The following is a 12,818-nucleotide window of genomic DNA, read 5'->3' on the forward strand; positions in this document are numbered from 1 at the left end:
GGCACCTGTACGAGGAGGTCGCCGTGGCGGTGGTGGCGACGGACGGTCGCACACCCGAAGAAGTCACCCAAGCGGTCCTGGACGCACTGGAGTTGTGAGGAACACCCGGCGTCCGGGCGGGCGTCCGGCTCAGGAACCCGCCCGCTCCCAGCCCTGGCGCTCCGGCCGCGGCCCCAACTGCCGTGGGTCACGGCTGCGGTAGACGATGTACGGCCGGAACAGATACTGCACGGGCGCGCTGAACGTGTGCACCAGGCGGCTGTACGGGACGAACGCGATGAGCAGCATGCCGACCACCGCGTGCACCTGGTACAGCACCGGCACACCCGCCATCAGCTCCGTACGCGGGCGCAGCGTGAACAGGCTGCGCGCCCACGGGGCGATCGTGGTGCGGTAGTCGTAGCCGTTCCCCGCGGTGTGGGTGAGCTTGGCGGTCATGCCCAGCACGATCGCGGCGAGCAGCACGGCGTACATCAGCTTGTCGTTGGCCGTCGTCGCCCGCAGCACCGGGGCACGGGTGCGCCAGCGGTAGACCAGCAGCAGGATCCCCGCGACCGTCAGCGCTCCCGCCGCCGTCCCGCCGTACAGGGAGAACAGGTGGTACGTGTGCTCGTCGACGCCGAGCGCCCCGGTCCAGGACGCGGGGACGAACAGCCCGATCAGATGGCCCGCGAGCACGAAGAGGATGCCGTAGTGGAACACGGGCGAGGCGATGTTCAGCAGCCGCGACTCGTACACCTGCGAGGAACGGGTGGTCCAGCCGAAGCGGTCGTAGCGGTGCCGCCAGACCAGCCCGGCGACGAGGAGGGCGAAGGCGACGTACGGCAGCGCACCCCACAGCAGCGTGTTCACGGGCGCCTCCTGGTCCGGGCGGGCGGCAGCGCCGCGCAGACCGCGCCCAGGACGGACGCGTACGGCGTGCCGAAGTCGGTGAGCCTGGTGCGCAGTTCCACCAGGACGTCGCGGTGGCCGGTGAGCAGGTCCGTGCTGCCGGTGCGGGCCGTGAACTCCAGGACCGCCGGCAGGAAGTCCGGCAGTTCCTCGTCGCAGAACTCCAGGCCGTGCTGCCGGTACAGCTCCTTGAAACGGACCAGCGACATCCCGCGCCGCCGCGTGTCGCCGTCGCGCCACCAGCTCAGATAGAGACTGTGCCGGTTCCGGAAGTCGAAGACCCGCACATAGTGCGCGGCCAGCTCGCTCAGCGGGGTGACCGCCGCGTGGTCGGTGAACTCCCGTAGCTGCGGCGCGGCTTCGCGGATCAGCGGCAGCCGGGCCACGAGGTCGTCGTCCGGATACGTCAGACAGAGCGCCGCCGCCTGGTACAGCACCGCGTCCGAGGGCATCAGACCTCCCGGGCGTCGTCGGCACGGTCGGACTTCTGCCGTCTGCTCAGGGCGTGGAAGGTCTCCACCGACACCAGCGGCAGCAGGCGGCGCCCGGAGTCACCGCCGAACGGACCGTCCCCGCCCATGCCGGGCCCGCCCTCCCCGTCGAGGGCGCAGCCCTCCGGCAGGGCCGACTCCTCCAGTCGGCTCGCGTCGCCGACGGCGGCCGTCGGAATGACGTACCGGTCCTCGTACTTGGCGATGGCCAGCAGCCGGTACAGCTCCTCGAGCTGCGCCCGGTCCATGCCGACGGCCGCGGAGATCCGGCCGTCGGGCTCCGCACCGAGGTTGACCGCCCGCATGTGGGAGCGCATCGCCGCCAGCCGTTCAAGGGCGGCCCGCACCGGTTCGGTGTCGCCCGCGGTGAACAGCTCCGCCAGGTACTCCACCGGGATGCGCAGCGTGTCGATCGCGCCGAACAGGTTCTCCGCGTCCTCGCCGTCGTGCCCGGTCCCGGTCAGTGCGTCCACCACCGGTGACAGCGGCGGGATGTACCAGACCATCGGCAGGGTCCGGTACTCCGGATGCAGCGGCAGCGCCACCCGGTACCGGCTGATCAGCGTGTGCACGGGGGAGCGGCGGGCCGCCGCCAGCCAGTCGTCCGGGATCCCCGCCGCCTCGCACGCCCGCCGCACCTCCTGGTCCTGGGGGTCGAGGAAGACGCCCAACTGGGCCTCGTACAGGTCCTGCTCGTTCTCGACCTCGGCGGCAGCGGTCACCCGGTCGGCGTCGTACAGCAGCACCCCGAGGTAGCGCAGCCGGCCGACGCAGGTCTCCGAACAGCCCGTCGGCAGCCCGACCTCCGTCCGCGGATAGCAGAACGTGCACTTCTCGGCCTTGCCGGTACGGTGGTTGAAGTACACCTTCTTGTACGGGCAGCCGGTCACGCACATCCGCCAGCCCCGGCAGCGGTCCTGGTCGACCAGGACGATGCCGTCCTCGCTCCGCTTGTACATCGCGCCGGACGGACAGGACGCCACGCACGACGGATTGAGGCAGTGCTCGCAGATCCGCGGCAGATAGAACATGAAGGTCTGCTCGAACTCGAACCGCACCTTGTCCGAGACCTGCTGCCGGGTGCGCTCCACCATCGGGTCGAGATCGCCGTACGCCGGGGCGCCCCCGAGGTCGTCGTCCCAGTTCGACGACCACTCGATCGCCATGGGCCTGCCGTCGAGCTGGGACACCGGCCGGGCCACCGGGTAGTCGTCGCCCAGCGGGGCGTCGGTGAGCGTGCGGTAGTCGTACGTCCAGGGCTCGTAGTAGTCCTTGATCTCCGGCAGCCGGGGATTGCTGAAGATCCCGGCCAGCTTGTGCAGCCGGCCGCCCGCCTTCAGCCGCAGCGCGCCGCGCCGGTTCAGCTCCCAGCCGCCCCGCCACTTCTCCTGGTCCTCGTAGCGGCGCGGATAGCCCTGTCCGGGCCGGGTCTCGACGTTGTCGAACCAGACGTACTCCATGCCCTGCCGGTTGGTCCACGCCTGCTTGCACGTCACCGAACAGGTGTGGCAGCCGATGCACTTGTCGAGGTTCATGACCATCGCGAGCTGGGCCATCGGACGCATCAGTACTCCACCTCCTGGCCGCGGCGGCGGATCACCGTCACCTCGTCGCGCTGGTTGCCCGTCGGGCCCAGATAGTTGAACGCCCAGGACAACTGGGCGTAGCCGCCGATGAGGTGGGACGGTTTGAGGAGCAGCCGGGTGAGCGAGTTGTGGGTGCCGCCCCGCATTCCGGTGGTCTCGGTCCGCGGCACGTTCACCGTCCGCTCCTGCGCGTGGTGCATGTACACGGTGCCGGCGGGCATCCGGTGCGAGACGACCGCGCGCGCCACGACCACGCCGTTGCGGTTGACCGCCTCCACCCACTCGTTGTCGCGCACCCCGATGGCGTCGGCGTCCTCGGGGGACATCCAGATGGTCTGACCGCCCCGGGAGAGGGACAGCATGAACAGGTTGTCCTGGTACTCGGAGTGGATGGACCACTTGTTGTGCGGGGTGAGGTAACGGACCGTCACCTCCCGTTGCCCGTCCGGACCGAGCCGTGGCTCGCCGAACAGCCGGTGCATGTCGAGCGGCGGCCGGTACACCGGCAGCGCCTCGCCCAGCTCGTGCATCCAGTCGTGGTCCAGGAAGAAGTGCTGCCGCCCGGTGAGGGTGTGCCACGGCCTAAGCTGCTCGGTGTTCTGCGTGAACGCCGTGTAGCGCCGCCCGCCGGACTCGCTGCCCGACCACTCCGGCGAGGTGATCACGGGCACCGGCGCGGCCTCGGTGTCGGCGTAGTCGACCCGCTTGCCCTCGTGCTCGGCGGCCAGCTGGGCCATCGGCCGTCCGGTGCGCCGCTCGTACTCGGGCCGGTCCGGGCCCACCGTCGGATAGTCCGTCTCCTGGGTCTCCCAGGTGATGATCCCGTCCTTGACGTACACCTTCCAGCGGCACGAGCCGGTGCAGTTCACCCCGTGCGTGGAATGCACCACCTTGTCGTGGCTCCAGCGGTCCCGGTAGAAGGTGTCCGCCTCCCGGCCGCCGGTCAGCCGCACGCTGTGCAGGTCGGCGGCGGCGGTGCCGCGCCGGAAGAACCGCCCGGCGCCCAGCAGTGCCGCGCCCGGCTCCGTGGGCGGTGTCCGCGTGTCGGTCACGTGCGCTCCCTCGGTCACCCGTGGCTTCGAACCTAGGGCGGGACGGGGGAGCGCACCCGTCCACGGCACCCGTACGGGTCAGGACCCGGTACGCGGCACGCCGCGCAGAGCCGGGGAACCCGATCAAAACACCCGGGAACCGGACCGGAACGCCCGCGAACCCGACCGGAGCGGACCGCGAACCCGGCCAGGACGGCCGGGGAACCAGCTCGGACACCGGGAACCGGGTCACAGGTTCTCGCGGTACTCCCGCAGGATCTTCATGGTGCGCTGGGCGGACGCGGCGTGCGCCGTCATGTGGTCAAGGACCTCCAGGTGCACGGAGACCTCCTTGCGGGAGTCCAGGTACAGCGCCCCGGTCAGGTACTCGGTGAACACCATGTCGGGCAGTTCGGGCTGGGCGAACCGGAACAGCGAGAAGGGCGCGTACGTCCCCGGATGGGGGCCGGACGCGAACTCGGCGAGCTGGATCGTGACCCGGTCCCGCTCGGCGAACTCCAGCAGCTTGTCCACCTGCTCGCGCATCACCTCGGCGCGCTCGCCCACCCGGCGCAGCAGCACCGTCTCGTCGATGATCGCCCACAGGTGGGGCGGGTCGTCCCGCTCCAGGAGCCGCTGCCGGGCCATGCGCAGGGAGACATGGCGCTCGATGGAGTCCGGTCCGTCCTGGCCGACCGTCCCCGCTTCCATCACGGCACGCGCGTACCCTTCGGTCTGGAGCAGGCCGGGCACGAAGTGCGGCTCGTAGGAGCGGATGATGCGGGCGGCGCCCTCCAGGCTGACGTACATGCTGAACCACTCCGGCAGCACGTCGTGGAACCGCTGCCACCAGCCCGGCCGGTTCGCGTCCTCGGCCAGCCGGACGAACGCGGCGGCCTCCTCCGCGGCCACGCCGTACGCGCTGAGGAGCATCTGCACATAGGGGATCCGCAGGGCGACCTCGGCCAGTTCCATCCGCCGCACGGTCGCCGGCGCCACCCGCAGCACCCGCGCGGCCTGCTCGCGCCCGAGCCCGGCCGCCTCCCGCAGCTCCTGGAGCCGCCTGCCCAGTACCACCTGGCCCACGGTGGGCGCGGGCCGCCGCTCACTCACGCCACGACCTCCCCTGTGCGCCCCTGCATGCGAGCAGTGTGTCACGCCGTGCGGGCGCGGACGCGGGCCGGTCGCGCGGCAGCCGTCGCATCACGTCAACCCGCCAGGGAGTGCAGGTACTTGGCCGTGGCCGGATCAGCGGGCAGGAGTGTCTCGACGGCCAGCTCGGCGACGGTCACGTCCATCGGCGTGTTGAACGTGGCGATGGACGACACGAAGGACAGCACCCGGCCCGCGTGCTCGATCCGCAGCGGCAGCGCGAAGTAGGCCACGGGCCCGGCCGGTTCGTCCTCGGCCCCGGCGTCCCGGTCCGGGACCGGATAGGCCGCCACCTCCTCGTACAGCTCGCGCAGCGCGTCCGAGCGGTGCAGGGCGATCTGCCGTTCCATCTGCGCGAGCAGATGACCCCGCCACTCGCGCAGGTTGCGGATCCGGGGCGCCAGGCCCTGCGGGTGCAGGGTCAGCCGCATCGCGTTCGGCGCGGGTGCCAGCAGTGACTCCGGGACGCCCTCCAGCAGCATCGAGACACCCCGGTTGGCGGCGACCACCGTGTACGAGGCGTCGACGATCAGCGCCGGATACGGCTCGTAGCCGCCGATCAGCCGCTGCATGCCGTCGCGCAGCGCGTCGAGCGCCGGATCGTCCAGCGGGGTCTGCGGATAGCGCGGCGCGTAACCGGCCGCCAGCAGCAGCGCGTTGCGCTCACGCACCGGAACGTCCAGGTGCTCCGCCAGCCGCAGCACCATCTCCTCGCTCGGCCGGGACCGGCCGGTCTCGATGAAACTGAGGTGCCGGGCGGAGGAGCCGGCGCGCAGGGCCAGCTCCAGCTGGCTGAGCCGCCGCCGCTCCCGCCAGGCCCGCAGCAGCGGGCCGACGCCCGACCGGCCGGCGGGGACGGCGGACGCTGCGGAGCCGGCGGCGGTGATGACCATACCGACGACGGTAGTCGAGGAGGCCGGGGCCGCGGTGCCGCGCGGGGCCGGCGGGCGCCCGTGGCGGCCGGCGGGGCCGCGCCACCCCGGGTGGGCCCGCGTAGTGACGTGCGGGCCGGGCGGGCGTGACAGGCTGAACGGGGAGGACGACCGCACCGGGCCGGCCGGGGCGGCACCGCCACGAAGGGAGCCGGGCCATGGCCGTCGCACCGCTGTCGCAGCAGGAGATCGAGGGCCGGCTGGCCGAGCTGCCGGGCTGGGCGCTCGACGAGGACCGGATCACCCGTACGTACCGGCTCGGCTCGCATTTCGCGGCCGCCGCGATGGTCGTGCACATCGCCCGGGTCCAGGAGGAACTGGACCACCACTCCGACCTCACCCTCGGTTACCACTCGGTGTCCCTGAGCGTGAACACGCACAGCGTGGGCGGCGCCGTCACCGAGCTGGACTTCGAGCTGGCCCGCCGGGTGGCGGATCTCGCCCCGGCCCACGGGGCGAGCTGAGGTACGGGCTCGACTACGACAAAGAGGCCGGCGGCTACGACCCGTCACGCGGCGGCGAGCCCAGAGCCCGGGCCGCGGCCGACGCGGTGCTCGGGCCTGGTCCCCGCGGCCGTGGGCCGCCTCCTCGACGTGGGCTGCGGGACCGGGATCGTGACCCGGCGGCCGGCGGCGGCCCGGCCCGGCCCCGGCTGCGGGTCACCGGCACCGACCTCGCCGACGCCATCGGACGGCTGACGCCGGGGCCGCCGCCGCTGTCCTGACGCGACGACGGTCCGCGCGCCGTGCGTCCCACCTGCCCTCGCCCCCGCTCCCTCCGTCCGGTCTCCGGCCGTCGCGGTTTTGCGGTCCCGGCAACAGCACTGGCCCGCGTACGGTGCGCCGGAGCAGGCTGGCGGCACCAGGACGAGAGGCTGACCACCATGGCGCACGGACACCCCGATCACCACCACGAGCAGCAGCACGGGCACCAGCAGGGCCCCGGGCACGAGCAACGGGGCACCGACATCGACTGGTCGGAGATGGCCTCGCTGCTGGAGACGCAGGCGGAGCTGACCGCGCCCGTGTACCGGCAGGCCATGGCCTGGCTCGCCGAAGAGGCGGCCGAGCCGGGGCTGATCGTCGACGCGGGCAGCGGCCCCGGCGTGGTGTCGTGCCTGTTCGCCGAGGCGTTCCCGGACGCGCGGGTGCTGGCCGTGGACGGTACCGGGCCGCTCCTGGAGCGGGCCCGCGCCCGGGCCGCCCGGCAGGGCGTCGCCGACCGCTTCGACACGCTCGCCGGGGAACTCCCCGCAGTTCTCGACGAGTTGACCTACCCGGCGGACCTGCTGTGGGCCGGCCGCAGCCTGCACCACCTCGCCGACCAGCGCGCGGCGCTCACCGCCTTCGCGGCCCGGCTGGTGCCGGGCGGCACGCTCGCGCTGCTGGAGGGCGGCCTGCCCAGCCGGTTCCTGCCCCGGGACATCGGCATCGGCCGGCCGGGGCTGCAAGCCAGGCTCGATGCGGTGCAGGAGGAGCGGTTCACGCGGATGCGGGCCGAACTTCCCGGCAGCGTCACCGAACGGGAGGACTGGCCGGCCCTGCTGACCTCCGCCGGTCTGCGGCACACCCGGACCCGCAGCTTCCTGCTGGACCTGCCCGCGCCGGCGTCCGACCGGGCGCGCGCGCACGCCGCCGCCACCCTCGCCCGGCTGCGCGACCTGGTCGCCGACGGCCTCGACGCCGACGACCGCGCCACCCTCGGCCGCCTTCTCGACCCGGCCGCCCCGGAGAGCGTCCACCGCCGCCCGGACGTGTTCGTCCTGAGCGCGTACACGGTGTACACGGCGGTCCGGCCCGCTTGACCGCCGTCCGGCGACGCCGCGGGTGCGGCCCCGCGTTCCCGGTCAGGGCGCCGCACGACGCCCATGGAGGAGACGCGGGGCCGCACGGAGCCCAATCGGCCCGCCGTCCGCCTCAGTTGTCCAGGAGGAACTGCTTGGCCAACTGGTCCCCGCGGCTGACCGCGCCGCTGTGGCTCTCGATGGGGGACACCTGGGAGTTCTTGAACAGGATGTAGGTCACCCCGGAGTCGGTGCCGCCGGTCTCCGGATCGGGGTCGATGCCCAGCGCCTTGGCGGTGGCGTACGACGCCTCGCCGATGATCTGCGTGGGGCCGGTGTCACCGACGACCGCGTACTCGACCTTGTTGTTGTAGATGACGGCGACCACACCGCCGCCTTTTATGCCGGCGCTGGAGTAGTTCCAGATGCTGCTGGAGCTGGGCACCACGACGTACGGCAGGGTGTCCGCCTTCAGCGGCTTGTCGTCGGACTGGTGGAAGGCCGTGTCGTCCTGGTACCAGGGGTCGGTGTCCTCGTTGCAGTTCGAGGTGCGCTGGCCGTCGCAGTCGATGTCCATGTCGGCCTTCCAGAACACCGCGCCGTTCTTGCCGCACACGGGGATCGTGGCCGACGTCTCGTCGTCGGTCTTGTACTTGCCGTTCGAGATCTGCTGACATGACGTCACCTTGGCCAGCAGGTCGGCCGCGCTGACCGTGCCCTCCTGGGTCGACGTCGGGGCGGTGGGGGCGCCCGAGGCGCTCGCGGGGAGCACTCCGGTCGCGAGCAGTGCGGCCCCGGAGGCCGCGGCGAGGGTCAGTGGTCGCATGCGCACTGTGGGGGACCCTTCTGTCTGTTAGGAAAGTTTCCTTACCAGGTGCCGTACAAGGTGGCCTCTTTACGTGGCCTCGTCAAGTCTCTCGATGCAAGCTCGTGCTCGCTGTGCCATTTGCAATGATTTGTTCCTGCGACAAGACTGGACATCAGTGGACATTCCACATTTTTGGTACGGATATGTCCGAACCATTACCTGGCTTCCGGGGAGGCGAGTCGTCATGTTCGTCCGCACGGTGTACGCGACCGGAGATCCCACGAAGATCGATACGGCGCTCCGTGCCCTCAACACCGCGGGGCGGGACCTGCTCATGGAGCGTCCCGGCTACCGCGGAGCGAGCGTCTTCGTCGACCGGGAGCTGGGCAAACTACTCTCGGCCAGCTGGTGGTCCTCCGCGGCGGACCGGCACAACAGCGACGAGGTGATGAGCCTGCGGCGCGCCGAACTCCTCGGACCGTTCGCGGGCACGGTGACCGTCGACAACTACGAGGTGGCGGCCTTCCATGTGTTCCAGCACCCGAGGGCGGGCGGCGGACTACGGGTCACCGGGCTGGAGTTCGACCCGGCGGACGCGGATCTGCTCGCCGACGTGTTCCGGACGTCGTTGCTGCCCCGGCTGGACAGGCTGCGCGGCATCGCCGGTGCGTCCCTGTTCGTGGACCGGGAGCGCGGACGCGCCAGGTCCGGCCTCCTCTTCGTCGACCGCGAGTCGCTGGCCGCGTCCCGCGCGGTCATGGCGGCGGTGCGGCACGAAGGGGTGGCGAAGGCGCATGCGACCGTGACCGGGCTGGAGGAGTTCGAGGTCGTGTACGCGGACGTGCGCGCCGACTGAGCGGCGGGCGCGGCGCGCGCAGGCTCAGGTGCCGAACGTCGCCGGGTCCGGGCCCAGCCGGCGGTTCTCGTTCAGCGCGCCGATCGCCGCGAGGTCCTCGGTGTCCAGGCTGAAGTCGAAGACCTCGATGTTCTCCCTGATCCGGGACGGCGTCACGGACTTGGGGATGGCGATGTTGCCCAGCTGGACGTGCCAGCGCAGTACGACCTGGGCCGGAGTGCGGTTGTGTTTCTGCGCGACGGCGACGATCGCCGGCACCTCCAGCAGGCCCTTGCCCTGGCCGAGCGGCGACCACGCCTCGGTGGTGATGCCCAGTTCGGCGTGGAGTTCGCGGGCCGCGCGCTGCTGGAGCCGGGGGTGGAGTTCGATCTGGTCGACCGCGGGGATGACCGACGTCTCGGCGGTCAGCCGCTCAAGGTGTTCGGGCAGGAAGTTGGAGACGCCGATGGCCCGCACGCGGCCGTCGGCGTACAACTGCTCCAGCGCCTTGTACGTCGGGACGAACGTGTCCCGCTGCGCCAGCGGCCAGTGGATGAGGTACAGGTCGACGTAGTCCAGGCCCAGTTTCGCCAGGCTGACGTCGTAGGCGTGCAGCGCCGCGTCGTACCCGTGGTCGGCGTTCCAGAGCTTGGTGGTGACGAAGACGTCCTCGCGGGGCAGGCCGGAGGCGGCGACGGCGCGGCCGGTGCCCGCTTCGTTGCCGTAGACCGCCGCCGTGTCGATGCTGCGGTACCCGGCTTCCAGGGCCGTCGTGACGGCCCGCTCGGCCTCGTCGTCGGGCACCTGCCAGACTCCGAAACCCAGCTGGGGCATCTCGACGCCGTTGTTGAGGACGACCGGGGGAACCTTGCTGCTCACGGGTGCTCGCCCCTTCGGTTGCCGACAGGTGCTGCTTCCATCGTGAACGATCACCGGCCGTCCCGCACTCCTGGGGCGGCAGCCGTCCGGGAGTGCCCGGAGGGCCGGACCCGGCTGCCAAGAATGGCCGGAACGCATCCGATGTCAGCGTTCCGGACCATTGACCGCGGGCTGTCGTACCGGAACTCTGTATCGCACCACCGGACGCGTTGCTGAATGCGGTACATGCATGTGAACCTCCCTGTGCACCCGGCGCCTTTGAGGGCGCTGGGATCCCCCACCTCAGGAAGGCGGGTACGTGCACATGAACGACACCTCGCCCCGGCACCCCGTTCGGGGATCGTCGGACGGAACGGCCCGGTCCACAGACATCGGATGAATGGGCCCGGCTGACGCCCTGATGACACCGCCGCGGGGTGCGCATACGCCCGTCGCGAAGGAGGACCATGACACGCCGACGCCTGCGGGCGGCACTGACGGCCGTCGCGCTCACCGCCACCGCACTGGTCACACTGCCCACGGCCGCCCCCGCGGCCACGGCCCGGCCGGCCGCCCCCGACTGGTCCACGGCCGTGGTCGACTCCACCATGGCCCGCTACACGCCGAGCACCATCGGCGGCTGGTCGTACCCGGTCGGGCTCTACCTCTACGGCCAGTACCTCACCTACCAGCGCACCCACGAGTCCCGCTACCTCACCTACCTCAAGGAGTACGTCGACCGCTTCGTGGCCGAGGACGGCTCGATCGACCAGTCCTTCAACAGCCTCGACAGCATGCAGGCGGGGCGCCTCCTGGTGATCCTGCATCACGAGACCGGCGAGGAGCGCTACCGCAGGGCCGCCGAGAAGATCGTCGGCAGGCTGGCCACCTACCCGCGCACCGGCGACGGCGGTTTCTGGCACGCCGACACCGCGAGCCGCGCCCACCAGCTCTGGGCGGACGGCGTCTACATGGTGAACCCGTTCCTCGTCGAGTACGGCGCGGAGTTCGGCGACCGGGCGCGCAGCGACGACGAGGCGGCCCGGCAACTGGCCGTCTACGGCGGCCATCTCCAGGTCGCGAACGGCCTGTTGCGGCACGCCTACGACGAGTCGAGGACCACGTCCTGGGCCGATCCGGCCACCGGGCTGGCCCCCGAGCACTGGTGCCGGGCGGTCGGCTGGTACTCGATGGCGCTCGCCGACGTCCTCGACGCGATCCCCGGCCACCACCCCCGACGGGCCGAACTCCTCGGCATCTTCAGGAAGTTGGCCACGGGCCTGGCGAAGTACCAGGATCCGGCGAGCGGACGCTGGTTCCAGGTGATGGACGAGGGCGCCCGCGCCGACAACTGGACCGAGACGTCCTGTTCCAGCATGTTCACCTACGCCCTGGACCGCGGTGTGCGCCAGGGCTATCTCCCGCCGCGCTACGAGGCGGTCGCCCGGCGCGGCTACGCGGGCGTCCTGGCGAAGCTGTCGGTCGGCGCGGACGGCCGCACGAACCTCGCCGACATCTCCGTCGGGACCAATGTGGGCGACTACGCGTACTACGTCGCCCGTGACCGGGCCGTCAACGACTTCCACGGACTCGGCGCGTTCCTGATCATGAACGAGCAGCTGCGGGGTGATTAGTGCCATGAGCACATCCAGAAGGGCGCTGCTGGGCGCCGCGCTCGGCGGTGCGGCCACGGCCGCCGTCGGCCTGCCGGCCCAGCCGGCCGCGGCGGCGTCCTGGCAGCTCGCATGGTCACCGTCGGCGAGCGAGGACGGACTCGGTGCCTTCGAGACCGTCGAGGACGACCGCGCCGACTCCCACCCGGCCGGACAGCCCCACATCTACGCGACCGGCGACAACTGGCGCTTCAACATGCACATGACCGACCGGGACACCTCCACCGACCGGCAGCGCCAGGAGGTCACCGGCCTGCGCAACGGCAGCGGCAGCGACTACCTCAAGTGGACCGAGGGCCAGACCTGGCGGGTCACGTACTCGATGTACATTCCCAGCTCCCTCCAGGCCACCACCACCTTCACCCACATCATGCAGATGAAGCAGCCCGGCACCGGCACCTCGCCGATCGTCGTGCAGTCGCTGCGCCGGGTGAACGGCGTCCAGACCATCGAGCTGAAGCTCGCCATCGCCGACATCCTCGTCGGACGCACCGAGCTGGCGCCGCTGCACGACACCTGGACCGACGTCGACTTCCAGATCAAGGTCGGTGACGGTACGGCGGGTTCGGTCCGCTGGATCCTCAGGACCGGCTCCACGACCGTCATCGACAAGTCGATGACCGGTGTCGACACCTTCCTGGCCGACCGGGTCCGGCCGAAGTGGGGCATCTACCGCTCCCTCGGTGACACCTCGGGCTCGCTGCAGGACACCTATCTCCTGCTCACCGACCTGCGCGGCTACCGACTGGGCTGAGCGGCCGGACCGTACGGCGGGCAG

At 71.4% G+C, this 12,818-nt stretch carries 12 protein-coding genes and 3 pseudogenes; 7 read left to right on the plus strand and 8 right to left on the minus strand.

Annotated elements, in window-relative coordinates; translation table 11 throughout:
- Positions 1-98, plus strand: a pseudogene (locus ACFY2B_RS39940) (shikimate kinase); the annotation flags it as partial.
- A 31-nt stretch (positions 99-129) separates the two neighbouring features.
- On the opposite strand, the gene narI reads toward ACFY2B_RS39940, so the two are convergent.
- The 6 genes and pseudogenes from narI to ACFY2B_RS39970 form a co-directional block, all read right to left on the minus strand.
- Positions 130-852, minus strand: coding sequence for a respiratory nitrate reductase subunit gamma (narI, locus tag ACFY2B_RS39945; RefSeq protein WP_390767969.1), 723 nt, complete (start codon positions 850-852; stop codon positions 130-132).
- Positions 849-1,343, minus strand: coding sequence for a nitrate reductase molybdenum cofactor assembly chaperone (gene narJ / locus ACFY2B_RS39950; protein ID WP_390767970.1), 495 nt, complete (start codon positions 1,341-1,343; stop codon positions 849-851). The genes narI and narJ overlap by 4 nt, the downstream gene beginning before the upstream one ends.
- Positions 1,343-2,947, minus strand: coding sequence for a nitrate reductase subunit beta (narH, locus tag ACFY2B_RS39955; RefSeq protein ID WP_390767971.1), 1,605 nt, complete (start codon positions 2,945-2,947; stop codon positions 1,343-1,345). The genes narJ and narH overlap by 1 nt, the downstream gene beginning before the upstream one ends.
- Positions 2,947-3,720: pseudogene (locus ACFY2B_RS39960) on the minus strand (molybdopterin dinucleotide binding domain-containing protein); the annotation flags it as partial. The gene narH and the pseudogene ACFY2B_RS39960, both read right to left, overlap by 1 nt.
- 528 nt (positions 3,721-4,248) lie before the next feature.
- Entirely contained in the window at positions 4,249-5,112 is an 864-nt protein-coding gene (locus tag ACFY2B_RS39965; RefSeq protein WP_390767972.1) for a helix-turn-helix domain-containing protein, read from the minus strand.
- 95 nt (positions 5,113-5,207) lie between these two features.
- Positions 5,208-6,044 carry a helix-turn-helix domain-containing protein gene (locus ACFY2B_RS39970; RefSeq protein WP_390767973.1) on the minus strand — a complete coding sequence of 279 codons (837 nt, stop codon included), beginning with the start codon at positions 6,042-6,044 and terminating at the stop codon, positions 5,208-5,210.
- 197 nt (positions 6,045-6,241) lie between these two features.
- Between ACFY2B_RS39970 and ACFY2B_RS39975 the strand changes: the two genes are divergently transcribed.
- The 3 genes and pseudogenes from ACFY2B_RS39975 to ACFY2B_RS39985 all read left to right on the plus strand — a co-directional run bounded on the left by ACFY2B_RS39975 (position 6,242) and on the right by ACFY2B_RS39985 (position 7,887).
- Positions 6,242-6,547 (plus strand): 4a-hydroxytetrahydrobiopterin dehydratase, encoded by a 306-nt coding sequence (locus tag ACFY2B_RS39975; RefSeq protein ID WP_390767974.1) that lies wholly within the window; start codon positions 6,242-6,244, stop codon positions 6,545-6,547.
- A pseudogene (locus ACFY2B_RS39980) lies at positions 6,544-6,730 on the plus strand (SAM-dependent methyltransferase); the annotation flags it as partial. The gene ACFY2B_RS39975 and the pseudogene ACFY2B_RS39980, both read left to right, overlap by 4 nt.
- A gap of 236 nt (positions 6,731-6,966) precedes the next feature.
- Positions 6,967-7,887, plus strand: coding sequence for a class I SAM-dependent methyltransferase (locus ACFY2B_RS39985; RefSeq protein WP_390767975.1), 921 nt, complete (start codon positions 6,967-6,969; stop codon positions 7,885-7,887).
- 112 nt (positions 7,888-7,999) lie between these two features.
- Here ACFY2B_RS39985 and ACFY2B_RS39990 read toward each other — a convergent pair whose 3' ends face one another.
- The gene (locus tag ACFY2B_RS39990) at positions 8,000-8,698 is read right to left on the minus strand and encodes a glycoside hydrolase family 75 protein (protein WP_390767976.1); all 699 of its coding nucleotides are present in this window, start codon (positions 8,696-8,698) and stop codon (positions 8,000-8,002) included.
- 220 nt (positions 8,699-8,918) lie between these two features.
- Between ACFY2B_RS39990 and ACFY2B_RS39995 the strand changes: the two genes are divergently transcribed.
- On the plus strand, positions 8,919-9,530 hold the full coding sequence (locus ACFY2B_RS39995) for a hypothetical protein (protein WP_390767977.1): 612 nt from the start codon (positions 8,919-8,921) through the stop codon (positions 9,528-9,530).
- Positions 9,531-9,554: 24 nt separating this feature from the next.
- Here the strand turns inward: ACFY2B_RS39995 and ACFY2B_RS40000 are convergent, their stop codons facing one another.
- Positions 9,555-10,388, minus strand: a complete 834-nt coding sequence (locus tag ACFY2B_RS40000; RefSeq protein ID WP_390767978.1) for an aldo/keto reductase — start codon at positions 10,386-10,388, stop codon at positions 9,555-9,557.
- 446 nt (positions 10,389-10,834) lie between these two features.
- On the opposite strand from ACFY2B_RS40000, the gene ACFY2B_RS40005 reads away from it, so the two are divergent.
- Both ACFY2B_RS40005 and ACFY2B_RS40010 read left to right on the plus strand, forming a co-directional pair.
- A complete protein-coding gene (locus ACFY2B_RS40005) occupies positions 10,835-12,001 on the plus strand; it encodes a glycoside hydrolase family 105 protein (RefSeq protein WP_390767979.1) in 1,167 nt (388 codons plus the stop codon).
- 4 nt (positions 12,002-12,005) lie between these two features.
- Complete coding sequence (locus tag ACFY2B_RS40010; protein WP_390767980.1) at positions 12,006-12,794, plus strand: Tat pathway signal sequence domain protein; 789 nt, start codon at positions 12,006-12,008, stop codon at positions 12,792-12,794.
- The last annotated feature ends 24 nt before the right edge of the window (positions 12,795-12,818 follow it).

The sequence above is a fragment of the Streptomyces sp. NPDC001270 genome (assembly GCF_042896695.1).
Lineage (GTDB): Bacteria > Actinomycetota > Actinomycetes > Streptomycetales > Streptomycetaceae > Streptomyces.